We start from the raw sequence: 24,087 nt of genomic DNA, 5'->3' as shown, positions 1-24,087 counted from the left end.
GTTATGACCGAGAATCAGGCCAAGCCGGGTTACTGGCCAATATTGATCATGATTGGGGTTTTGTCCGGGGTTATTGTGGCCGGTTTTCTGCTGTTTCCGAAAACACCTGATGAACGCAATAGTTTATTGGCTCGCCTCGGGACAACCAATTTTGGAGAATTTGTAGTGCCGGCCGTATCCATGACGGCTCTGAACCTGAAGACAGTCGATGGCAAGCCCTGGGTATTTCCCGAGCAAAAAATAAAATGGCGTCTGATTATTCCTGGTCCCGGAAAATGCATTGATGAGTGTCGTGAGCTACTTCATACCACCAGACAGGTTCATATCAGTCTGGGGAAATACAGCCGCCGTTTCGAGCGGGTCTACATCGCGTTGGATGATGACATTGATCCGGAAACAGAGCGTTATATGGAGGAGCATCCCTATCTGAGCGTTGTTCATGGCAAGCAGAACGAACTGGGGCTGTTATTGGAGGCCACCAATGCACCTCTGTTCACAGAGGGCCAACCTCTAAGAGCCTATCTGGTGGACCAGGAGGGCTTGATCATGATGTCGTACACCTTGGCCAATGCTGGTAAGGAATTGATCGAGGACATAGAGCACCTGATGAAATACTCGCCCGGCTGAAAGTATTTGCCAGATCAAAGAACGTTGCCAGCTCCCCACTTAAGTCATGGTGTTTTGGTGAAGTAAATAAACCACGTCGTGTACGGTAATTGATGTCCGCAAATTCCCCCAAACAACGCCAAGCCGGCTTCAGATTGGCTGTAATCGCCACTGTTCTGTCGGTAGTCGTTTTGCTACTTGGTGTTTTTACCCGCCTGACGGATGCCGGGTTGAGTTGCCCCGACTGGCCGGGCTGTTATGGCTATTTTTCATGGCTGAACAATGCTGATGCTATTGCGCGAGCCGAACGGCTTTATCCCGACAACCTGGTCGAACATCAGAAAACCATGATCGATATGGTTCACCGGTACACAGCGGCTGTGCTGGGTTTGTTGGCGATTGCGCTGGCTGTTATCTCCTGGTTGCGCAGAGAGGATGAGGGCTACCCTTTTCGGTTGCCAACCTTTATTTTGTTCCTGGTAGTCTGGCAGAGCCTGTTTGGCATGTGGTCTGTCACATTAAAATTGTGGCCACAGATTGTGACGCTTCATCTACTCACTGGCATGGTGACTTGTTCGCTGTTATGGTTACTCACCCTCCGCCTGAGTGGTCGTGAGTGGCGACTTTCTTCGGAAGTAATGGATCGGTTGGGCAGCGTTAAATCCTGGTTGCTGGTGGTGGTAACCGTAACCCTGTTACAGATTTTTCTGGGGGGATGGACGAGCGCCAACTATGCTGCTTTTGCCTGTGTCGAGTTTCCCACTTGTCAGGGTGAATGGTGGCCTGACATGGATTTCAAAAACGGTTTTAACCTAATGCAAACGATCGGACCCAATTATTTGGGTGGGAAGCTGGAAAGTGAAGCGCGAGTAGCCATTCATGTCATGCATCGCCTGGGTGGTTTGATCCTTGGGTTGTTGATAATTGGTTTTTCGGTGCGACTGTTCACAATTAAAAGTACCCGGTTTCGCTGTATGGGACTGATAACACTGGCAGTTTTGACCGTGCAGATTGCCCTTGGGGTCAGTAATATTTTTCTGATGTCACCGCTGCTTATGGCATTGATGCATCATTTGGCAAGTGTCCTGTTACTGCTGGTATTGGTCACGATCGCTGCCAGAACCTGGACAGCCAGGCTGGAATGACAGGTACAGGAGTTTTAAATGATAAATGAATCAGGGGTCGAGATGGAAAAAGCGGTCTGGCGCGACTATCTGGAGCTCACGAAACCCAACGTAGTGGCGTTGATGATTCTCACTACAGTGATTGGTATGTTCCTCTCGGTGCCGGGTATGGTGCCAGTCAATGTGCTGATTTTAGGTAATCTCGGAATTGCTCTCTGCGCCGGGGCTGCCGCCGTGGTTAACCATGTTGTGGATCGCCAAATCGATACCAAAATGGCCAGGACGGTCAATCGTCCGGTGGCAAAGGGTCGTGTCGAACCGGTCCAGGCCATGGTATTTGCCACTGTGCTCGGCCTGTTGGGCATGGCTATCCTGTTGGTCTACATCAACCCGCTCACTGCCTGGCTGACTCTGGCATCGCTGGTGGGCTATGCCGGCGTCTACACTCTGTTCCTGAAGCGGGCCACACCACAGAATATTGTAATAGGTGGTTTGGCGGGTGCTGCTCCCCCGCTGCTGGGTTGGACAGCGGTGACCGGTGAAATCCACGGATATGCACTGCTGCTGGTACTGATTATTTTTGCGTGGACACCACCGCATTTCTGGGCGCTGGCAATACACCGTAAGGACGAATACGCCAAGGCGGATATTCCGATGTTGCCGGTGACCCACGGTGAAAAATACACCAAGCTGCATATTCTCCTGTACACCCTGATGTTGCTGGTAATTAGCGTACTTCCCTTTGTGACCGGCATGAGCGGTTGGCTTTACCTGCTGGGGGCATTGGCGCTCGGCGTCGGGTTCATTTATTGGGCCATTGTCATGATGGTCGGCAAAAAACCCAATGCCGGAATGGATACTTTTAAGTACTCGATCATCTACCTGATGGCGCTGTTTGTGATTATGCTACTTGATCACTATCTGATTACGGTCCCCGCATTCCTTCCCTAGTAAGGGGTTTTGAGTAGTTATATCCAAAAACAAGTGAGATATCCAACGTGTTAACCAGGCAAAAAAATAGGGGCAGCGTGAAGCTGACAGTCACGGTATTGGTTGTTTTTGTTGCGTTGGTGGTTGCTGGTTTTGTCTTCAAACTGAATCAGCCCCGTGTCCTTAGCCAACAGGAACTTCAGACCAATGGCGCCGTTCTGCTGGATACACCCCGTCAGTTCAGTGAATTTCAGTTAACTGACCATCGGGGCGAAGTGTTCGACAAAAACAGTCTGAAAGGTAAGTGGTCACTGCTGTTTTTCGGATTCACCCACTGTCCCGATATCTGCCCCACGGCTATGGCTTCGGCTGCCAGGATGTACGTCGGTCTCGAACCCGAGGAGCAGGAAAAACTTCAGGTCGTCCTGATTTCACTGGATCCGGAAAGGGATACCACAGATAAACTTGCTGAGTATGTGCCTTATTTCAACCCGGAATTTGTTGGTGCCACAGGCGACAAATATGTGTTGCTAAAGCTGGCCACTGAGCTGAATGTCGCCTTTACGAAAGTTGAGCTGGAAGGTGGTGATTACACCATAGACCACAGTGGTAACATGGTGCTTGTTAATCCCTATGGAGACTACCACGGTTTCCTCAAGCCACCCTTTGAAGAAGAACAGATGCGCCTGACTTTGCGCTCGATTATCGCTTCATTTCGACATTAACTTTGATAGTGCCCTCACTGAGATCACTGCTTTTTAATCAATGAGAGCAAAAACACTCCACCGGCACAGAGTACGATCGATGGCCCAGCTGGCGTGTCCAGAAACCAGGAGCTTGATAGCCCGCAAATAACGGCCATACAACCCATGAGGCTGGCGAGTAAGGCCATCTGTTCCGGGGTTCGTGCAAAGCGTCTCGCTGTGGCTGCGGGTATCACCAGTAGCGATGTGATCAATAGAATTCCCACAACTTTCATCGCAATGGCAATTTCCAGAGCAATAATCAACATAAAGGCCGATCGAACAGCCGTTACCGGTATACCCTCGACCCTGGCCAGTTCTTCATGGATCGTGATCGACAGGAGCGGTCTCCAGAGGAATATCATCAATAAAATCGATGCGGAACCAATACTATAGATAATCAAAAGATCTTGAGCTGTCACGGTTAATAAATCGCCAAACAAAAGGCCCAACAAATCGACTTTGACAGAGGGCATCAACGAGATTGCCACCAGACCAATAGCCAGCGAGGTATGTGAAAGAATCCCCAGCAGAGTATCTGAGGCCAGATTTTGCTGTTGTTGCAATACCACCAGAATTAGCGCCAGTACCAGACAGACAATGATTACCGACAGGGTTGGGTTAATGGACATCAACAGAGCCAGCGCCACCCCCAGCAGGGAAGAATGCGCGAGGGTATCGCCAAAATAGGCCATGCGTCGCCAGACAATAAAAGCGCCCAGTGGGCCGGTGACCATGGCAACTCCGAGCCCTGCCAGCAGGGCGTAAAGTAAAACATCAATCATGGTGGCCGTCTCCGGAATAGACACTGCCGCTGTTGTCGCCCGAGTCATGGCTGTGATCGTGGTGGTGTGTGTAGGGCGCTGTCCTGCTGCCGAAAAGCTCAATAAAAGCAGGGTTTGTGCTGACCTGGTCGGGGTGACCATGACAGCAGACATGCTGGTTGAGACAGATAACTTCGTCCGTGGCAGACATCACTAGATGCAGATCGTGGGAGACCATCAGTACGCCGCAATCCAGCCGATCCCGAAGTTGCCCGATCAGGCGATAAAGACCTTCCTGGCCGATCACGTCAACCCCTTGAACCGGTTCATCGAGTACCAGTAAATTGGGTTTTCGCAGGATAGCCCGGGCCAGCAGAGCCCGTTGCATTTCGCCGCCGGAAAGAGATTGCAAGGGCATATCAATCAGCTTCTCAATGCCAACTTCGGCCAGTGCATTAAGGCACAGCTGCAAGCTGGGTTCTGCCAGCGACAGAAAACGCCGCAGCGTAAGGGGCAATGTCGGGTCGATATGTAATTTCTGTGGCATGTACCCGACACGCAGGTCAGGGGCCCGAGTCACTGTACCAGTATCCGGTTTGAGTAAACTGAGGACAATTTTTACCAGGGTGGTTTTGCCGGCCCCGTTCGGTCCAATCAGTGTAATAATCTGCCCCGTCTCGATGGTCAGGCTGACGTCCGATAAAACACGGTTTCCCTGAAAGGCATGCCCGATTGCGCTGAGTTCGATCAGCGGCGCCTTCACAATTGGCACTCCGGACAGATACCGACGATTTCAATCACTTTGGATTCCACCTGGAAGTTTGCCCGCCCGGCGGCGTGTTTGACGGCATGATCCACCTGGTCGTCGCTGCACTCTGCCGTTGAACCGCATTGTCCACAGATGAGAAAAAAATCACTGTGGTAATTACCGGGAAAGGGGCAGCCTATGTAGGCATTCAGGGACGAGAGACGATGAATCAGGCCCTGGTCCAGCAGGAACTGAATCGCCCGGTAAACTGTGGGTGGCAAAACACGATGAGCAGATGTTTCTGATTGCGACATCAGGTCGACTATTTCATAGGCACCGAGTGGACGGTGACTGGCCCATATGGTTTTCAGAACCGTTTCACGTATCGGCGTGAGCCGGACTTTTCTGGCATCACAAAGCTCCCTGGCACGGCACAGTGCTGCATTGATGCAGCGCTTGTGGTCATGGCGGTGATAAGCGATTCGGGAGTTGGTCAGCATTTCTAGTCTCTTCAGAAAAGATGTTACTTTATATCGTTTGTTCTCTAGTTGAGCATACAGTTCAACTCAAATAGGTAATATTGATACATTGTTGCATTTAACTTTGGTTGCCACGGTATGAACCATTTATGGCTCTAGAGCCTGGCAGTCAGTATACTTTCAGGGCCTGTAGTTGAATCTACATTGATGAAACAATATAGCAATAGATAATGAAAAAGAAGACATATACACATGGGATCGCCCTCTTGATTGCTGGCGCAATGCTGGCAAACAGGGTCATTGCAGATGAAGTGCCGGAAGTGATCGCTTCCATCAAGCCCCTCGCTGCCATAGCTGAGGCGATTGCTGGCGAAAGCGTTGTGGTCAACGTGTTATTACCGGCAAATATCTCACCCCATGACTACTCACTGAAATTTTCCGATCTTCGTGCACTAAGGTCTGCCAAGCTGATCATTTGGATTGGTCCACACTTTGAGTCTGTGTTGCAGAAACCTCTTGCACAGCGGTCTGACTCGCAGTTACAGATTGCCCAATTAAACGGGTTGATTTGGCCACCGGAACACACGGAAAAAACCCCGGAGCACTCACACGGACATGCGCATGATAGTCTCACACGGGACTTACATGTCTGGCTCAATCCGATGAATGGAATCGTGATTGCCCGGGCGATTGCAGCGGAGCTGACCAGGAAATACCCTGCCAAACAGGCCATTTTTGATCAGAATCTCGAGGCGTTTACCGAGGTGGTTACTCAACTGGACTCCGTGAGCAGGCAGCGGCTTGCGGGTTTGCGCGAACGCGGTTTTATCGTCATGCATGATGGCTATAGTCATTTTGTCGCTCATTACGGATTGAAGCAGTTGGCCACGGTGCAACTGTCCGGTGGCATCACACAGGGCATCCGCCACTACGGGCAAATGTTGGCGTTGGGGCAGGAAGTAGGCTGTGTCTTCAGTGAGCCGCAACTGGACAGTAAGGCCGCGCGTCAGTTGGCGCAGCAATTGGGGGCAAAAAGTACGGAGCTCGACCCTTTGGGGGTCCACCTGGATTCAGTAAAGGGGGGATATCCAGTGCTGATAGAAGGCGTTGTGGACGCGTTTGTCGGTTGCCTGAGCGAATAAGCGCAGTTAATCAGGCAGGGGAATGTAACCGACAATCCGGCGATGAAGCTTTTCCTTGTATTCAGCTGGATCACGTTTTATTGACAGCGTGTCGCCGTGCTCGGGAAGGAATGAGTTTAATAGTCTGGATATCCAGAATCGGGTGGCAGAGAAACATAAAATATCTTGCCAATATTGATTTTCTACAGTGCAAAAAGGTCTTTCAGCGGCATAGGCGTCCAGCAATGCGCTAGTCAGTTGCCGGTCCAGTTCACCCTGTTGATTACAACACCATTCATTAACTGCCTGGGCCACATCCAGCAGGAGCCAGTCAGTGCAGGCAAAGAAGAACCCCGTCACGGCTTGAAGTTGCGCCCCTTTGAATATCAACTGATCGGCAAACAGGCTGCCTATAAGGGGGCCGGAGGGTAGCACTGGGCCAGCCTCTGCTGTCCGTCTGAATCGGACCAACTGTTCTTTCAGCAATGCCGCATCCCCTGCCGATAATTGGTCTATCACTTCCTGTGCGGCAAGATCCAGCCATATCAGGCTGCGGGGGTTGCTGTACTGCTCACTGAAGCCCTGGGTACTGGCGTGCATTCTGCCAAGGAACGTGCCAATTTCCTGGCATATTGAAGGGTTAGGTTGCTCTGGTGCATGTCCTTCCGGTAATTGAAACAGTAGTGCCGGCGATTCGCCATAGTTGGTCACATGATGACCCGAGTGGTCGGCAAGACAGGGCGTGACGGGGATTTGTTGCACCCGGAGGTGATTCACCAATCGAGCTGAGAACGCCAGCCGCTCTCTGGCAGCCTCACCCGCTACCACTAGAAAAAAACGGTCGCCGGCGACAACACTGAATCTGCAGGTCAGGTGATTCCTGGCTGCATAAACGGCATCAATGTTAGCGACCAATCTTTCTGGTGAATATTGAACAAGAAAATGGTTGAGTGTCCGAATATTGGGCAACAGGAACGAAGACATGGCGTTAATGATACCTCACGAATTTCCTGGTTAGATTAGCTGCTTGTTGGCTGGAAAGAAACAATTTGGGGTATGCTTCACCCACTCAAGTCTCAGCTCAAGTTGCCTGCCAATGAATGATAAAACACCGCTCGTACTGGTGGATGGATCCTCCTATCTTTACCGGGCTTTTCATGCCTTACCCCCCCTGATGACTTCGGGAGGGCAGCCAACGGGCGCCATCAAGGGGGTTGTTTCAATGATCCGCCGCCTGTTGAAGGACTACCCGGGAAGTCCTTTAGTGGTGGTTTTTGATGCCAAAGGAAAAACCTTTCGCGACGAACTGTTTGAAGAGTACAAGTCCCACCGTCCGCCTATGCCCGATGACCTGAGCAAACAGATTGAACCGATCCATCAGATTATCCGTGCCATGGGGTTGCCGCTGCTGGTGGAAGAGGGCGTGGAGGCCGACGATGTCATTGGCACGCTTGCGCTGAAAGCCTCGCAAAACCAGACCCATGTGGTGATCTCCACTGGTGACAAGGATATGGCTCAACTGGTTTCAGAGCAGATTACGCTGGTCAACACCATGACTGAAACGGTCATGGATCCGCAGGGGGTGATCGACAAATTCGGTATTCCGCCAGAATTGATGATTGATTATCTGGCGCTGGTTGGCGACAAATCAGACAACATCCCCGGTGTCCCTGGCGTCGGTGAAAAAACGGCCCTGGCCATACTGCAAAATCTGGGTGGTATGGATGCCATATACGGCGATCTGGAAGCAGTCGCCGAGCTCGATTTCCGCGGTGCCAAAAAGACACCGGCAAAGCTTGCCGAGCACCGGGACCAGGCGTTTCTTTCCTACCAGCTGGCGACCATTAAAACCGACGTGCCTTTGACGGTGACCTTGTCGGAGCTGATTAATGGCGTACCCGATAATGCCGCGCTACTCCACTGGTTTCGCCAACTGGAGTTCAAGGGCTGGGTTGAGGAATTGCTTGCTGCGAGTGAGAGTGACGACGAATTGATATCGTCTGTGGCTGACAGAGACTATCAGGTGATTCTCACTCAGGAACAACTCGATCAGTGGCTACAGAGACTGGAACAGGCTGAATTGGTCGCCTTTGACACGGAAACCACCAGCCTCGACTACATGCAGGCCAGCATTGTCGGTGTCTCCTTTGCAATTGCTGCGAATCAGGCGGCCTATGTCCCCCTTGCCCACGACTATCTGGGTGCACCCCGGCAACTCGATCGGGATACGGTGCTGGAACAATTGAAGCCGTTACTCGAGTCATCGGCACTGGCCAAAGTAGGCCAAAATCTCAAATATGACATGAGTGTCTTGGCCAATCACGGGATTGCCCTGCAGGGTATTCGTTTCGACACTATGCTTGAATCCTATGTGCTGGACTCCACTGCAACACGGCATGACATGGATAGCCTGGCACTGAAGTACCTCGGGGAAAAAACCACCCACTTTCAGGATATAGCGGGGAAAGGCGCCAACCAGCTCACCTTTAATCAGATTGCCATTGAGCAGGCCGCTCCCTACGCGGCAGAAGATGCGGATATCACCCTTAGGCTTCATGAAACACTCTGGCCAAAATTGCAGGATATAACCGGGCTGGCACATGTTTACCAGGCGATTGAAATGCCATTGCTGCCTGCTCTGTCAAGAATAGAAAGAAATGGAACAAAAGTAAGCGCTGACTTACTTCGGAAACAAAGCGACCAGTTGGGTGAACGCATAGCGGCGTTGGAGCAGCAGGCTTTTGACTTGGCGGGAGAAGAATTCAATCTGGCCTCACCGAAACAACTCGGTTACATCCTTTTTGAAAAACTCAAACTCCCAATACAAAAAAAGACGGCCAAGGGCGCCGCATCTACCAAAGAAGAGGTGTTGCAGGAGTTGGCACTGGATTATCCGCTGCCGAAATTACTGCTTGAACATCGCAGCCTCAGCAAGCTCAAGTCCACCTATACTGATAAGCTGCCTTTGCTCGTCAACCCTGCCACGGGGCGAATTCATACTTCCTATCATCAGGCGGTAACGGCAACAGGTCGACTGTCTTCCTCTGACCCGAATTTACAGAATATTCCCGTGCGCTCCGCAGAGGGACGCCGCATTCGTCAGGCATTTGTGGCCACAGAGGGTTGCAAGATAGTGGCGGCCGATTATTCGCAAATCGAGTTGCGAATTATGGCTCATCTATCTGGTGACTCCGGACTAAAAGCGGCTTTTGAACAGAATCTCGATGTGCACAGCGCTACCGCAGCAGAAGTCTTTGGCGTTGAGCTGGCCTCGGTGACTGGAGAGCAACGGCGCAGTGCCAAGGCGATCAATTTCGGATTGATCTACGGCATGTCTGCATTTGGTCTGGGTCGCCAGTTACACATTGGACGGAATCAGGCTCAGGAATATATCGACCTGTATTTTGCCCGCTACCCCGGAGTGCAGGCCTATATGGACTCCATCCGAAAACGGGCAGCCGAACAAGGTTATGTTGAGACATTGTTTGGCAGGCGCTTGTATCTGCCCGAAATCAGGGCCAGTAACGGGATGCGTCGGCAGGCCGCAGAACGCACTGCGATCAACGCCCCGATGCAGGGGACAGCGGCCGATATCATTAAACTGGCAATGATCAGCGTCGATCAGTGGTTGGCCGATAAAAAGCTCAACGCCAGGATGATTATGCAAGTGCACGATGAACTGATTCTGGAGGTTCCCCAGGACGAACTGGAGGACGTGTTATCTGGCCTCAAGGCTCGCATGAGCAATGCCGCCCGGCTCGATGTGCCGCTGGTTGTCGATGTGGGTGTCGGTGATAACTGGGATGAGGCACATTAAGCGTTTAAGCGCTAATTCTTGGGTAAAAATTATTTTAAGGTCAATCACTTAAATTTTTTTATACCTGATGGGAACTCATGCCATAAATGACTGACTAACCTTACGAGCAGGCAAATATTGCTTTGTTCTCCCCAAACTAAATGCAAAGCTCGTTAATCCCCAAACAACGGCAAAGCATGCCCTGATCTCAATGGTCAGGGTTTTTTTTGCCCTGCAAACTCCAAGAAAAAGACCCTGAATAAAAAACTTCTTACCAGAATGGAACTTTTCATCGGCAGGAGAGACAAATCAATACAAGCAACATTGCTATTTTCTCCCCAAAAGTTAAATGCAAGGTTAGTAAACCCCAAGCAACAGCAAAGCATACCCTGATCTCAATGGTCAGGGTTTTTTTTACACGGCTTATCTTCGAAAGCGGGTTATTAGTCGATCAACCAGGACTGAATCACCAATTTTAATTGCTCAATGCCCGATTTCTTCAGTGATGAGAAGGTTTGTACTGTCACCTTATCCCCGAAACCGGCTTTGGCCAGCTCGCGCTTGACCGTCAGAAGTACCGTTTTAGCAGGTCCATTGTTCAATTTGTCCGCCTTGGTGAGCAATAGATGAACCGGCATGGCAGACTGTGTGGCCCAGCCGATCATCTGCCAATCATATTCCTGCAACGGATGGCGAATGTCCATCAGCATCACAAGGCCTCTCAGGGATCGGCGTTGTTGCAGATATTCGGCGAGGTTGCGATCCCATGCCTGTTTCATGGCCTTCGGTACTTTGGCGAAGCCGTAACCGGGCAAATCCACCAAGCGACAGTTTTCGGTCAGAGAAAAAAAGTTGAGCAACTGTGTGCGGCCCGGTGTTTTGCTGGTCCGGGCCAATTTGCTATTGTTGGTCAGGGTATTGATGGCACTGGACTTCCCGGCATTGGAGCGTCCGGCAAACGCAACTTCCCTGCCGACATCCTCCGGGCATTGCCAAACAGTCGGGGCGCTGATCAGAAATTGAGCCTTGGTAAAAGAGATTTCTTCTGACATATGGAAAAGCCTTGGTGGAGTAACCTGACATCAACTATTAAGGTCGGAGAGGGTTTGGTATATAATGCCTCCGCTTTTTAGAAGGCAATAAGAATGTCCCATTGTAGCGGAATGCAGAGAGCGGATTAACCAATGAAAAAAATGATTCTGACAGTGACTGCCCTACTCACAACAGCCCTTGTTGCCCCTTTTGCCCTTGCGGCAGGGGATGCTGCAGCCGGCCAGGCTAAAACAGCGATGTGTGCTGGCTGTCATGGTGCCGATGGCAACAGTGCCATGGCGACCTTTCCGAAGCTGGCTGGCCAAGGTGAGAAGTATCTGACCAAGCAACTGCAAGATATCAAAGCGGGTGATCGTGTGATTCCTGAAATGACCGGTATGCTGAGTAACGCATCTGAACAGGACATGCAGGATATGGCGGCCTATTATGCGTCCAAGACCATTCAAATGGCCGGCGCCAAAGAAACCGACCTCGACCTTGGTGAGCGCATCTACCGTGGAGGCAACATCGAAACCGGTGTGCCAGCCTGTACCGGCTGCCACTCCCCTGCGGGTAATGGTAACAACCCTGCGGGTTATCCGGCATTGGGCGGTCAGTTTGCCGAATACACCGCCAAACAGCTACGTGCCTTCCGCACTGGTGCCCACGACCCCGCAAATTCGGCAGCCCGTACCAATGACGGTGACTCGCAAATTATGCGAGGTGTTGCTGCCCAGATGAATGATGTTGAAATCGAAGCGGTGTCGAATTTCATCGCCGGATTGAAATAAACAGCCGTATGCCAAGAGACGGTGTCCGACCGCCTTTTTTATACTGTGTGGTGAACCTGTTCGCTCTCTGTGGTCTATGCAGGGTAATTCAATCACTAAAGGAAAAGCTAATGCGCAATCTGCTGTCGACTATTATGATGTCTGTCGCGATGTTGGTCTTTGTTATGTCTCCCGTCCATGCAGAGGAGCCTTACAAAGCCGGTGATCATTACCATGTGTTGGCCGAGGCGGTTGCCACCAGTAATCCTGCCAAAATCGAGGTGGCAGAGGTATTCTGGTATGGCTGTAGCCACTGCTACACTTTTGAACCGGTGCTGAACAAATGGAAACAAGGGTTATCCGAGGATGTCGAGTTTGTCCGCGTTCCGGCGATTTGGCACCCGACCATGCGTCTCCACGCCAAAGCTTATTTCACTGCCAAAGCCATGAAATCCCTTGATCAGCTCCATGAGGCTATTTTTGAGGAAATGAATCCCAAAAAAGCCAAATTGAAAACAGAAGAGGAAATTGCCGACCTGTTTGAGGCCAATGGGATAGATCGCGCAAGATTCACTAAAGTCTTTAACTCGGCAGGCATCAATATGGCTGTTGATCTGGCAGCCAAAAAACAGGAACGCTATGACATCAAGGGCACACCCGAAATGGTAGTGAATGGAAAATACCGTATTTCCGGCCGTGATAATGGTGGCAATGCGGGTATGCTGAAAGTGGCTTCCTACCTTATTGAGCGGGAACGTTCGTTGATGGGTCAATAACGAACCCCGCAGTCCATTGCGATCTTCACCGCTGTTGGTTTTGTTATACAGTGGGCGATTGAACCAAACTATTAGTTAGTGACTTCTATTAGTGGTGGCTTGGTATAGCAACCAAACCCGCTTAAAATGTCCCGCTTTTTTTCATCTTTCAGGCAGATCAATCATGAAACCGACTCAAAAGCCGGCCAACCCAAATTTTTCTTCCGGGCCTTGCAGCAAACGTCCCGGCTATGATGTATCCACTCTCGATCTCACTACCCTGGGACGCTCGCACAGGGCAGCTATAGGCAAGGCCGCACTAAAGCGGGTCTGTGAGGAAACAGCTCGGGTTCTCGGCTTGCCAGAGGGTTATCGGGTGGGGGTGGTTCCTGCATCAGATACCGGGGCAGTTGAAATGGCGCTCTGGTCGATGTTGGGACCCCGCCCGGTTGACGTATTTTCCTGGGAGTCTTTTGGACAGGGCTGGCTGACGGATATCGTCAAGCAGCTGAAACTCGATCAGGTTAATGATTACGGTGCCGATTATGGCAAGCTGCCGGAGCTCAATCTTGCCGACCCCACACACGATATCGTGTTTACCTGGAATGGCACCACTTCCGGAGTCAAGGTCCCCCATGCGAACTGGATCAGTGATAGCCGTGAGGGATTGACTATTTGCGATGCTACCTCTGCGGTATTTGCCATGGAGATGCCCTGGCAAAAACTGGACGTGGTCACGTTCAGTTGGCAAAAAGTACTCGGTGGTGAAGGTGCCCACGGAATGCTGATTCTAAGTCCCAGGGCAGTTGAGCGATTGGAAACCTATACACCCCCTTGGCCACTGCCGAAGATTTTCCGCATGACCAAAGGTGGCAAGTTAATTGAAGATATTTTCAAGGGTGCCACCATCAACACGCCCTCGATGCTCTGTGTGGCAGATTATCTCGATTCGCTGGATTGGGTTAAGTCTATCGGTGGTGTGCAGGCAACGGTTCGACGGTCAAACGACAATCTGGCGGTCATTGAACAGTTTGTCGCGACCCATGATTGGATAAGCTTCCTGGCGGAAGACCCGATCAACCGATCAAGTACCAGTATCTGTCTGACTTTGTCGCTGGAGGCCGATCAGGTAAAGCAACTGGTTAAACTACTCGATGCGGAAGGCGTGGCCTATGACATTGGCGCCTACCGGGATGCTCCTGCCGGTTTGCGTATCTGGGGTGGTGCGACCGTCGAAAAAACGGATCTGGAAGCACTGATGCCCTGGCTCGAGTGGGGTTATCGGGAAGTTTCCCGTTAATGATCGGTATAAGCAGCGTTGCGTGAGAAAAAACCATGTATAAAGTGCGAACCTATAACCAGATTTCTATCAAAGGACTGGATCGTTTTCCCAGAGAACACTATGAAATAGCCAGTGAATTTTCGCAGCCAGATGCGATTTTACTGCGCAGCCAGAAGTTGCACGAAGAAATCATTGCCGGGAGTGTCAAGGCGGTGGCTCGAGCCGGTGCTGGAGTCAATAATATTCCGGTGGCTGAGTATACCAAGCGCGGCATCGTGGTATTTAACACCCCGGGTGCCAATGCCAATGCAGTGAAGGAGCTGGTAGCTTCCGCGTTATTTCTCGCTTCCAGAGATATTTTTGGCGGTATGAATTACGTGCAAGGGCTCACCGCCATGACAGATGATGCAGAGATGTCAAAGCTGCTGGAGAAACAGAAAAAGCAGTTTGCCGGCTGTGAAGTGGCTGGCAAGACCCTGGGAGTCGTCGGCCTCGGTGCCATAGGCGCGATGGTGGCTAATATGGCTCTTGAGCTTGGGATGAACGTGGCCGGCTATGATCCGGCAATTTCTGTGGAAGCGGCCTGGCGTCTGTCCAGGCGGGTTCAGAAGGTGGAGAACCTGCAGAGTCTGCTGGCCTGCTCCGATTTCATTTCCCTGCATGTGCCTGCCATGGAGGCAACCCGTCATCTGATCAATGCTGAAGTGCTGCGCTGTGTCAGACCTTCTACCATTCTACTGAACTTTGCCCGGGAGGAAGTGGTCGACCTGGCAGCCATCACGGCGGCATTGGACGAAAAGCGTCTGGCGAAGTATGTCACCGATTTTCCAGTGCCGGCGCTGCTCGGTCGCAAGGATGTACTCTGTATGCCGCATATTGGCGCCAGTACTGACGAGGCTGAAGAGAACTGCGCCATGATGGCTGCCGATCAGCTCATGGACTATCTGGAAAACGGCAACATTCGAAATTCGGTGAATTTCCCGAATACCAAAATGGTCAGAAACGGTGGCTATCGAATCACGTTCTGTAACGAGAATGTGCCGAAAGTGTTAGGCCATGTGCTGTCCCTGCTGGCGGATCAGGACATGAATGTTATCGACATGGTAAACCAGAGTCGTGATGGCATCGCCTACAACATTATTGATGTTGCCACTCAGCCAACTAACGACTTGCTCAAAGCCATTGCCGACGTTGAGGGTGTGGTGACAGTTCGGTCTGTCTAAGCAGGTTTCAGTAATACACTTGATAGAGCCTTCTTAACGATTGCTACAGGTCGATCCACTCAACCTCTCGGTCAATCTTGTCGAGCAGTGCTGAAACTGATGCCAACGATCCCGCCTTGATCTGTTCGTGAAGGTGCCTCACCAGTTGTTCCAATGTCGCCAGTTTGAAAACACCGGCGATACCCAATAACTGGTGAATCTGTTCGCGCAGCTCGGCAAGGTCGTCATCGGCCACGGCCTGACGTGCTTTTTTCAACAGGTCTCTGACTTCCTGACGGAATAGATTGACGGAAATGTCTCCTTCTTGAGTGGATGAGATGGGTACGTCTGTGGGCGGTCTGATACTGAGTAGTTTGCAGATGTTGGCAAGTAATTCATTTTCATTGAGTGGTTTGAGTTGCAAACCGTTTGCTCCGGCATCAAACAGCGCTCTTTCCTCCTGTTGGAGGATATCGGCCGTTAGTGCCAGAGCCGGAATTCGTGCATTGGGATTATTGCTGCGCCGCAGAGCAATCAGGGTATCAATACCATTTTTCTGGGGCATGTGTATGTCTACCAGTAACAGGTCAAAGGTGTCATGTTGGCAGACCGCGAGGGCTTCGTTGCCGTTGTTTGTCAATGTGCAATAGGCTCCCATCTTGCTCAGCAATGTATCCAGTAGCAGGCTGGTGAACTGGTTATCCTCGGCAATCAGGATATTCACACCGTCAAGTAGCTGGCTATTTACCGGGGCAATGGTGATCAGGTCCTGTGGCGGGCCATTTTCATTCAATGAGCGGTGGAGCTCTGACAGCGGTGGTGGCATTGAGAGAAATGCGACCGGATTGAGTTCTGCCCGTTCCTTGGCGTTGAATTGCTGGTAAAAATTCAGCTGTGATGCCGTCAGAACCAGCTTGGCCCTGGTTGCGTTGCGCAACTGCACCATGAGTTTTGGAAGATCATCCCTGATACCCTGCGGGGTGGGTATGCAGACAATAACCCGGTCGCTGGCCTCAAGATGTAATGCGCTATTCAACAAGTGGTCGTAATCGGTGACGAGGATATCGTCTACGCCGAATCGCTCCAGAGCGTGCCTGAGGGCCAGTGTTGTAAATTCGTTACAGCTGGCAATTACCACCTTGCAGGGCCTGATTTTCCAGTTAGGCTGGGTCTCACTGAGTGGCAGTGGTAGCGTTATACGGAAGGTGGAGCCCCTCCCCTCCTGGCTCTCCAGGTCTATGTCACCCCCCATCAGGTCAACCAGACTTTTGACAATCGACAGTCCCAGTCCGGTCCCGCCATAGTGACGGGAAATGGAGGTGTCTGCCTGGGTAAATGCATTAAAGAGAAGGCCCTGGGCGTCGGCGGAAATACCGATACCGGTATCCAGCACTTCGATAATAACGGCCTGTGCCGGATTGGTTTTCAGAGAGATGGAAACCCCGCCCTGTTCGGAGAACTTGATGGCGTTGGCGATCAGATTGCTCAGAATTTGCTGTAGCCGAATCATATCTCCTACCCGGTGCAACAACACATCGGGCGCATAATCCACTGCGATACAAAGGCCCTTGTGTTGGGCTTGGGGGGAAAACATGGCACTGACCTGCTCTACGCATTCCGCCAGATCTATTGGCTGCTGCTCGAGCTCAACGGTATTGGACTGGAGTTTTGAACAAGCCAGAATATCGTCAATCAGCGTTAGTAGCTGGAGTGCTGATTGATCAATAATCTGGCAGTAGTGACGGTCTGTTTCGGACATGACGCTGACATCCAGTAAGTGTACAAATCCCTGGATGGAGGTAATGGGAGTACGCAGTTCATGGCTCATCCGTGCCAGAAAATCACTCTTTGACTGGTTCGCTGTTTCCGCTTCTTGCCGTGACAACTCCAGTTCACGGTTCTTTCTTTGCAGACTCTCGAGGGTATCCTGTAACTGGCTGGTAGCGAGATTAATCCGATATTCAAGATTTTGTTTGCCCTCGGTAATTGATTCTGCCAGTTGGTTGATGCCGCTCGCGAGAATGGCAAGTTCGTCGCGGGTTCCGGTTTTGGCCCTGATGCTCAGGTTGCCGCGGGCCATTTTTTTTATGACAGCGGTGAGGTGCTGAATCGGAGCAATCAACCCCAGGCTCAGATAGTAGGTCAGTACAAAGGCAATAATCAGCCCCAGAAGGGATAGCCAGAGAGAGGTAAAAATAATCTGACGCTGCTTCTGGTGCAAACGGGCCTGATCAATCGCGACGATAACCCAGCCGATCAGTTCATCATCGACCACCTGCGTGGCTTCCTCCTCGTAATCACTGAACTCAACACCCACCAGATAAACGGGTTTCTTGAAATAGACGTGATTGTCCAGCTGTAAGGGTTGTTTGTCCGGTGAGGACCCCAGTGCTGCCGGGGGTATATCCCCGGAATTCAGGACCAGCTTCTCTGTGCGGTCTATAAAAGCGACGCCGGATACGTCGGGCAGGCGAATGGCCGCCGCCGATGTGTTTGCGAGTAACTTGATGTTTCGCGAGTAGAGTGACAAATCCGAAATTGTCGCCAGATAATCCGATGTCATTTCTCCGGATTGATAAAGGTTTTCTGACAGGTCACCCCGCCGGGCATCAATCGTGTAGAGCGTCAGCAACGTGATGGTTAACAGCAACGGGAAAAGAGCCACCACAAGAAACCGCTGATGAATCGACTTGCTGAGCAATGGGCTTTCAATCATTTTGCTGCCTGCTCCTGCTTTTGGATGCTCATATAAAGCGTATTGTCTGACGGCAGGGATATACCGAGCGATCGCGCTATGGCCGGGTTGGTGGATATACTGAAATAGCGGGGATACTGGGGCTCGCCGAGGGTACTTTCCGGATTGCGCAACCATTGACTGATGTGTTCACCTGCCTGTCTGCCAATGTCGTCGGGCGAAGAAAAAATAGAGGCCAATGCCCCCGCGACGGTATAGGCCTTTGAGAAGCCGATAACCGGGACCTTTTGTTGAAAGCTGAGGTGGAGAATCCACTTAGCGATTGCGCGGTTAAGGACAGCCTGATCCGGCAGGGCAATAAAGAGGTCGGTACCGCTGACCACGGGGCGCAGCACCGACACAGGGTTGTCCTCCCGGTCGAGGTAGCCGTGTTTGAGAATCAGGCCACGTTCAGCGGTAAGTGTCTCCAGCTCTTCCTCCAATTCCCTGGAGACGGGACCAAATATGGTGCTGAACCGAGTAGCTTCCGGTTTTAGCAATGATGCGAGTGTAATTACCCGGCTGAGGGGTTGATCCAGAAAGATTGCAGAAGCCTGGCGCGCTGGGCCTTTATCGTGGGTTGACCAGGCAGATTCATAGGCATTTTTTGGGGTGAAAATACTGAGCACAGGTATGTCTCCTCCCCAGTTAATCACCTCGCGAGTTGCATAGCTTCCGATGGCAACAATGAGTTGGTAGTGGGTGTCCTGACGCTCTGGCAGCGTGGTTTTATGGAGATTAATGATGCTGAAACCGGGGTTTCCCGGCAGTGTTTTGTTGACCGTGTCCTGGAGTGAGCCAGCGGTTTCCAGGTAATAAGAGGCGTCGCTGGATAACAGCAATAAGATGTCTGCCTGTGTTACCGGGCACATCAAAAGGGAAAGGAAAAGGAGTCCCGTGGTGGAGAGGGTTGCAAAGATACCTTGTTTCCTTACTGGTCGCTTCAACATGTCTTCCCTAAGTAACGCTGCTATTGAGCGTAAGACCTTTCATCCCCCAGTCGCTATGATTTTGTCTGGAGCAATAAGGTCAAACACATCAAAAATTCAGTACGAGACGTAAAAAAAGTCTGGTTTCAAAAATATTGTTTTGAGCATGCTCCATATAGTCACTCCCCAGGTTTTGGCCGATAAGTGACAGGTTTCCAGTGCTTGAACCCACAGTAAAATCATAACCCAGATGGGCGTCTACCCGGACAAACTGTTCTACAGGGTTGCCATCACGCCAATCCGCTGCGGTCATATGGTAGATATTGATACCTGAGGACCAGCCTGCAGCAAATCGCTGAAACAGCAGCAGGCCCGCCGCATGTTGCGGTGCGCGTTCGTCATGATCCTTGATCTGAAAGTAGGGTTCATAACGGGAGATATAAAAACTGTCCACATCCCGGTAGCTGTAGTGGGCATTGATCAGAGTGCGTTCTGTGGGCTGGTAGCGGAGTTGTAGTTCCGTTCCCCGCGTTACCCAGCGACTGTTATTGTCGCGAACGGATATGGTTTCATCCAGACCGAGCGACGGAATACCCAGATCAGCAGGTGCCTGGTAGGTATCGATGCCATCTTTGACGGATTCTCGAAACAGTCTGACATCAAAGGTCAGTCCCTGTGTGGGCAATTGGGCCAGATAGCCCAATTCAAGGCTTTTCAGTCGCTCTTCCTCGACACTTTCAGCAGATTTCCGAATCGCCTGGACCAGTATCTGGTCGGCGAGAATATCCACATTCAGCTCCCGGGCCTCACCCAGTGAAGGTGAGCGTCGACCAATGGCATAACCTATGCGAAGCGTATGGGAAGGGTTGATGTGATAATTGGCGCCGACACGGCCGGATGCAATCGTGTCTACCAGGACGTTGTTTTCGATCATCAGACCGCCATTCAGGGTCCAGTGGGAACTGGCTTCCCATTCCAGGTGCCCGAAGAGCCGGCGACTGGTCAGCGACTCATCGCCACTATGACCAAACACTGTTTTGCCACTGATATTATCGTAGCGCAGGCCGGCCCCCCAGGTGGCTCGCAAATCGGGGGTCAGGTGCAGGCGATGTTCCAGTTCCACGTCGTAGCGTTCTGAATCAATGCCCTGAAAGCCGACGATATAGTGTTGATCTTCAATATCCAGGGACGGGTCAATCATCTGAAAAAAGCCCGGCACCTGTTCTGGGGTAATAGTGAATCCGAGTTCCTCCGACAACAGATTGGAAACCAGTCCCTGGTTGATAAAGTTTTCACCCTCAATGCGGTTGTGATACAAATGAATTTGTAGCCCATCGCCGTTGACCAGATCCCGGTTCCACTTCAGGGACTGGTATTGGTTTTTGAACTGGACATCAGCGTACTCCGCCGGGCGGTCCGCATCACCCCAACCAGAATTGTTGTGTGTGTACCCGGCTTGCAGGTCGAATGTATCGGTAATATTCGGGGTGTACATAGCACGCAGGTTCAGGGCCAGCATTTCCTTGCCGTCCTTCATTGGCCCCCGGTTGTCGCCGGAACTTACCGGTGGGAAACCGTCGTTATGCTGGTAATTAAAACTGACACGGTAATCCAGCTTGTCGGCATTGCCGCTCTAGCGGACAGTGGTTTCCCGGGTTTGCTGATCTCCCGCTGTCACGCCGACCTGCCAGCCACGCTCCTGCACAGGTTTGCGGGTGATGATGTTTACCGCGCCGAGAAATGCATTGGAGCCGAAGGCCGGGGCATTTGACCCTCGAACAATCTCAATATGGTCAATATCTTCCAGACTGATACCCAGAGAGCCCCATTCAGTATTGGCAAACACCGGGTCATAGATGGGCCGGCCATCGACCATGATTTCCAGATGGTTCGGAAACTCGCGGCCAAAGCCGTGATAACCGATACCGTAGCGATTACCATTGATATAGTAGGACTCGAAGCCGGGCACCAGGCGAAAGACATCGACCCAGGTCATGGCGCCTGAAGCCTTGATCAATTGTTGATCGATAATGGTGACACTTGCGGGAACCTGGTTCAGGGGTTGAACCATCCGTGCCACGGAGGAAACCGAGGGTAGCTCACCGAGCATATCCTCTTCAGTAATGAACGCGGATTGAGGTTGACTGAGAACCAGCTGACTGAAGAGTAAACCCGTTACTGTCAGGCTCAGTGTGGCGCGAGACATAACGTGCTCCCGGGAGAATTGGCATAACCTTTTTGCAGGGGTTTATTCTAAGTCCCCGATGCGGGAATATCAGCTGTTTATTGCTTCCGGGATAAAGAAAACTCCTGTAAATCCTGTTATCGGGTTGAGTGGCAGGGTCGCAGTATCAATCCAATAGCAGCAGTAGGTCCTGATCCGGGCTAGAATGCCGGCTTATGGTGAAGGAGAGTAATTGATGTCGCTGGAAGATAGTCGTCGTGAATACCAGTATGGACGCTTGCGCAGGGAGTCACTTAAGGAGTCTCCCTTCGAACAATTCAACCTTTGGATGGAGCAGGCCATTCACTCGGATTTATCCGATCCTACGGCGATGTGTCTTGCGACGGTCAACGCTGAAGGTAAACCCTGGCAACGCACCGTATTGTTAAAGGGTATGGATGAGAGAGGATTGATGTTCTATACCAACCTGGGTAGTCGCAAAGCCAGAGAGATGTCAGGCAACCCGAATGTCAGCCTCATTTTTCCCTGGATGCGGATGGATCGGCAGGTGATTGTCGGCGGGCAGGTGGAAAGACTCACGAAAACCGAAGTTCTAAGCTATTTTCTCAAGCGTCCACGGGGGAGTCAGCTGGCAGCCTGGGCCTCGCAGCAGAGCAGCCGGCTCAACTCCCGGCAGGCACTGGAAGCCCAATTCATACAAATGAAAGAGAAGTTTGCTGCCGGGGAGATACCGGTGCCGGATTTTTGGGGCGGGTATCGGGTGGTGCCCAGCGAATTTGAATTCTGGCAGGGCGGAGAAAACCGTCTGCATGACCGTTTTCAATACCTCAGAGCCGAGAATGGTTGGACAATTTTGAGGTTGGCACCATGACTGATCCTGTCATGGTGCAGTCCCCATAAAAAACCTGGCATTAGCCAGGTTTTTTGCTGCCGCTTGAGACTATTTGCGTTTCATCGACAGGAAAAACTCATCATTGGTTTTGGAGTCTTTCAGTTTATCGATGAGAAATTCAGTGGCATCAGAGTCTTCCATGCTGTGGAGGAGTTTGCGCAAAATCCACACCCGTTGCAGTTCTTCCTCACCCATTAACAGATCTTCGCGACGGGTGCCGGAGCGGCGGATATTGATAGCGGGATAGATACGCTTCTCTGCCATTTTTCGATCCAGATGCAGCTCCATGTTGCCGGTGCCTTTGAACTCTTCATAAATGACTTCGTCCATCTTTGAACCTGTTTCCACCAGTGCTGTGGCGATAATGGTGAGGCTCCCGCCCTGCTCGATATTTCTGGCAGCACCAAAAAAACGCTTGGGCCGTTCCAGGGCGTGGGCGTCCACGCCCCCGGTCAGCACTTTGCCCGACGATGGTTGAACGGTGTTATAGGCCCGGGCCAATCGTGTCACCGAGTCGAGTAAAATCACCACATCTTTTTTGTGTTCCACCAGGCGCTTCGCTTTTTCGATAACCATCTCAGCAACCTGAACGTGGCGTGAGGGCGGTTCGTCAAAGGTGGAGGCAATTACCTCACCGCGCACAGAGCGCTGCATTTCAGTCACTTCTTCCGGACGTTCATCAATCAGCAACACCATGATGTAACACTCTGGGTTGTTGCGGATGATGGACTGGGCGGTGTGTTGCATGAGAATGGTTTTACCGGCTTTGGGCGGAGCGACGATAAGGCCTCGCTGGCCTTTGCCAATGGGTGAAACCAGGTCGATAATTCGTGGGGTCAGATCCTCGGTAGAGCCATTGCCAGCTTCCAGTACCAGGCGCTCATCGGGAAACAGCGGAGTGAGGTTTTCAAACAGAATTTTGTTGCGGGCGTTTTCCGGCTTGTCAAAATTGATTTCGTCGAGCTTGAGCATGGCAAAGTAGCGCTCACCCTCTTTGGGTGGTCGGATTTTGCCGGAAATACTGTCTCCGGTCCGCAGGTTGAACCGGCGGATCTGGCTGGGGGATACATAAATATCATCCGGGCCAGCAAGGTAGGAACTGTCGGCGGATCTTAAAAAACCAAAGCCATCGGGGAGTATTTCAAGAACGCCGTCTCCGTAGATGTCCTCGCCACTTTTGGCATGCCGTTTGAGAATGCTGAAGATGACATCCTGCTTGCGTGAGCGGGCCAGATTATCCAGGCCGATTTCCTCGGCAAGTTTCAGTAGTTCATCGATGGGTTTAGTCTTGAGCTCGGTCAGATTCATAAATACAGACATAGTAATAATTGTTGTTAGGATTTGAGGCAGGCTGACAACCGGCCGAAAATTATCTTTGGTGTCCTGGAAGGGCTAAATGGGGTTTTTTGGTAAGGCCTCTCGCCTGGGAGTTCGGCGGGAACAGTCGCAGTATAGGGGGGCCTACTCTAAAGCGCAACAATCTGAGCGGCTGCGCAAAAGGCAAGCCACTCAGTATGATGATTGATCAGAGACCGGCTTCAATGAATTCAACCAGCTGGGTTTTGGACAGAGCCCCGACCTTGGTGGCTTCAATATTGCTGTCCTTGAACAGGATCAATGTCGGAATACCGCGAACATTGAATTTTGCTGGTGTCTCGGGGTTTGAATCCACATCCACTTTGCAAATCTTGACCTTGCCAGCATATTCGTTTGCCAACTCATCCAGAATAGGTGCAATCATCTTGCAGGGGCCGCACCATGCAGCCCAGAAATCAACGAGTACCGGCAAGTCTGATCCAAGGACTTCGCTTGCGAAACTGGCATCGGTTACGTGAACGATGTTGTCGCTCATTGGGGATCTCCAGAGTAATGTGAATTAAATCGTAAGGGGGTAGAATTGTTACAAATCATAACACCCGTCCCGGGCAGGTAACAAATCTTAGCCTTGTCCAATATGAAGTGAGTCTGGAGGGCGGGTGTGATTCCAAGATGAAA

General features: G+C 51.4%; 22 protein-coding genes. 11 read left to right on the top strand and 11 right to left on the bottom strand.

Annotation, left to right across the window (positions count from 1 at the left end):
* Positions 1-3 precede the first annotated feature (3 nt).
* The 4 genes from AACZ64_RS05935 (at position 4) to AACZ64_RS05920 (ending at position 3,385) form a co-directional block, all read left to right on the top strand.
* Complete coding sequence (locus AACZ64_RS05935; protein WP_293614456.1) at positions 4-627, top strand: hypothetical protein; 624 nt, start codon at positions 4-6, stop codon at positions 625-627.
* A gap of 92 nt (positions 628-719) precedes the next feature.
* Positions 720-1,751, top strand: a complete 1,032-nt coding sequence (locus AACZ64_RS05930) for a COX15/CtaA family protein (RefSeq protein WP_293614455.1) — start codon at positions 720-722, stop codon at positions 1,749-1,751.
* Between the two features lie 18 nt (positions 1,752-1,769).
* A complete protein-coding gene (gene cyoE / locus AACZ64_RS05925) occupies positions 1,770-2,681 on the top strand; it encodes a heme o synthase (protein ID WP_293614454.1) in 912 nt (303 codons plus the stop codon).
* A gap of 77 nt (positions 2,682-2,758) precedes the next feature.
* Positions 2,759-3,385 carry an SCO family protein gene (locus AACZ64_RS05920; protein ID WP_293614453.1) on the top strand — a complete coding sequence of 209 codons (627 nt, stop codon included), beginning with the start codon at positions 2,759-2,761 and terminating at the stop codon, positions 3,383-3,385.
* A 23-nt stretch (positions 3,386-3,408) separates the two neighbouring features.
* On the opposite strand, the gene znuB is transcribed toward AACZ64_RS05920, so the two are convergent.
* Genes znuB through AACZ64_RS05905 form a run of 3 tightly spaced genes read right to left on the bottom strand, consistent with a single transcriptional unit; the run spans position 3,409 to position 5,415 of the window.
* Positions 3,409-4,188: a zinc ABC transporter permease subunit ZnuB gene (gene znuB / locus AACZ64_RS05915; RefSeq protein ID WP_293614452.1), complete on the bottom strand. Its 780-nt coding sequence runs from the start codon at positions 4,186-4,188 to the stop codon at positions 3,409-3,411.
* On the bottom strand, positions 4,181-4,930 hold the full coding sequence (gene znuC, locus AACZ64_RS05910; RefSeq protein WP_293614451.1) for a zinc ABC transporter ATP-binding protein ZnuC: 750 nt from the start codon (positions 4,928-4,930) through the stop codon (positions 4,181-4,183). Before znuC ends, znuB begins: the two co-directional genes overlap by 8 nt.
* Positions 4,927-5,415 (bottom strand): Fur family transcriptional regulator, encoded by a 489-nt coding sequence (locus AACZ64_RS05905; RefSeq protein ID WP_293614450.1) that lies wholly within the window; start codon positions 5,413-5,415, stop codon positions 4,927-4,929. Before AACZ64_RS05905 ends, znuC begins: the two co-directional genes overlap by 4 nt.
* A 209-nt stretch (positions 5,416-5,624) precedes the next feature.
* On the opposite strand from AACZ64_RS05905, the gene AACZ64_RS05900 reads away from it, so the two are divergent.
* Positions 5,625-6,536 (top strand): zinc ABC transporter substrate-binding protein, encoded by a 912-nt coding sequence (locus AACZ64_RS05900; RefSeq protein ID WP_293614449.1) that lies wholly within the window; start codon positions 5,625-5,627, stop codon positions 6,534-6,536.
* Between the two features lie 6 nt (positions 6,537-6,542).
* Here AACZ64_RS05900 and AACZ64_RS05895 read toward each other — a convergent pair whose 3' ends face one another.
* A complete protein-coding gene (locus AACZ64_RS05895) occupies positions 6,543-7,499 on the bottom strand; it encodes a phosphotransferase (protein ID WP_293614448.1) in 957 nt (318 codons plus the stop codon).
* A gap of 112 nt (positions 7,500-7,611) precedes the next feature.
* Here AACZ64_RS05895 and polA point away from each other — a divergent pair, with 112 nt between their 5' ends.
* Entirely contained in the window at positions 7,612-10,332 is a 2,721-nt protein-coding gene (gene polA / locus AACZ64_RS05890; protein WP_293614447.1) for a DNA polymerase I, read from the top strand.
* 422 nt (positions 10,333-10,754) lie between these two features.
* Here the strand turns inward: polA and yihA are convergent, their stop codons facing one another.
* On the bottom strand, positions 10,755-11,363 hold the full coding sequence (gene yihA / locus AACZ64_RS05885) for a ribosome biogenesis GTP-binding protein YihA/YsxC (RefSeq protein ID WP_293614446.1): 609 nt from the start codon (positions 11,361-11,363) through the stop codon (positions 10,755-10,757).
* A 132-nt stretch (positions 11,364-11,495) separates the two neighbouring features.
* Between yihA and AACZ64_RS05880 the strand changes: the two genes are divergently transcribed.
* The 4 genes from AACZ64_RS05880 (at position 11,496) to AACZ64_RS05865 (ending at position 15,373) form a co-directional block, all read left to right on the top strand.
* On the top strand, positions 11,496-12,134 hold the full coding sequence (locus AACZ64_RS05880) for a c-type cytochrome (protein ID WP_339639767.1): 639 nt from the start codon (positions 11,496-11,498) through the stop codon (positions 12,132-12,134).
* Positions 12,135-12,244: 110 nt separating this feature from the next.
* Complete coding sequence (locus AACZ64_RS05875; protein WP_293614444.1) at positions 12,245-12,889, top strand: thiol:disulfide interchange protein DsbA/DsbL; 645 nt, start codon at positions 12,245-12,247, stop codon at positions 12,887-12,889.
* 163 nt (positions 12,890-13,052) lie between these two features.
* The gene (locus tag AACZ64_RS05870) at positions 13,053-14,168 is read left to right on the top strand and encodes a phosphoserine transaminase (RefSeq protein ID WP_293614443.1); all 1,116 of its coding nucleotides are present in this window, start codon (positions 13,053-13,055) and stop codon (positions 14,166-14,168) included.
* A 35-nt stretch (positions 14,169-14,203) separates the two neighbouring features.
* Complete coding sequence (locus AACZ64_RS05865) at positions 14,204-15,373, top strand: 3-phosphoglycerate dehydrogenase family protein (protein WP_293614442.1); 1,170 nt, start codon at positions 14,204-14,206, stop codon at positions 15,371-15,373.
* A 43-nt stretch (positions 15,374-15,416) separates the two neighbouring features.
* Here AACZ64_RS05865 and AACZ64_RS05860 read toward each other — a convergent pair whose 3' ends face one another.
* From AACZ64_RS05860 to AACZ64_RS05845, 4 genes are all read right to left on the bottom strand, one after another.
* Positions 15,417-18,068 (bottom strand): ATP-binding protein, encoded by a 2,652-nt coding sequence (locus AACZ64_RS05860; protein ID WP_293614441.1) that lies wholly within the window; start codon positions 18,066-18,068, stop codon positions 15,417-15,419.
* A complete protein-coding gene (locus tag AACZ64_RS05855) occupies positions 18,065-18,928 on the bottom strand; it encodes an ABC transporter substrate binding protein (RefSeq protein ID WP_339639766.1) in 864 nt (287 codons plus the stop codon). Before AACZ64_RS05855 ends, AACZ64_RS05860 begins: the two co-directional genes overlap by 4 nt.
* Before the next feature lie 196 nt (positions 18,929-19,124).
* Positions 19,125-20,552, bottom strand: coding sequence for a TonB-dependent receptor (locus AACZ64_RS05850; RefSeq protein ID WP_339639765.1), 1,428 nt, complete (start codon positions 20,550-20,552; stop codon positions 19,125-19,127).
* 96 nt (positions 20,553-20,648) lie between these two features.
* Positions 20,649-21,221, bottom strand: coding sequence for a TonB-dependent receptor plug domain-containing protein (locus tag AACZ64_RS05845; protein WP_339639764.1), 573 nt, complete (start codon positions 21,219-21,221; stop codon positions 20,649-20,651).
* Positions 21,222-21,435: 214 nt separating this feature from the next.
* Here AACZ64_RS05845 and pdxH point away from each other — a divergent pair, with 214 nt between their 5' ends.
* Complete coding sequence (gene pdxH, locus AACZ64_RS05840; protein ID WP_339639763.1) at positions 21,436-22,071, top strand: pyridoxamine 5'-phosphate oxidase; 636 nt, start codon at positions 21,436-21,438, stop codon at positions 22,069-22,071.
* A 69-nt stretch (positions 22,072-22,140) separates the two neighbouring features.
* Here the strand turns inward: pdxH and rho are convergent, their stop codons facing one another.
* Both rho and trxA read right to left on the bottom strand, forming a co-directional pair.
* Positions 22,141-23,400, bottom strand: coding sequence for a transcription termination factor Rho (gene rho / locus AACZ64_RS05835; RefSeq protein WP_036861129.1), 1,260 nt, complete (start codon positions 23,398-23,400; stop codon positions 22,141-22,143).
* 217 nt (positions 23,401-23,617) lie between these two features.
* Positions 23,618-23,944, bottom strand: coding sequence for a thioredoxin TrxA (gene trxA / locus AACZ64_RS05830; protein WP_036858915.1), 327 nt, complete (start codon positions 23,942-23,944; stop codon positions 23,618-23,620).
* Positions 23,945-24,087: the final 143 nt, after the last annotated feature.

It is taken from the genome of uncultured Porticoccus sp., from assembly GCF_963975625.1.
In the GTDB taxonomy this organism is placed as follows: Bacteria; Pseudomonadota; Gammaproteobacteria; order Pseudomonadales; family Porticoccaceae; genus Porticoccus.
Note: the sequence above shows the minus strand (reverse complement) of the source record. Positions and strands in the feature narration are given on the sequence as shown.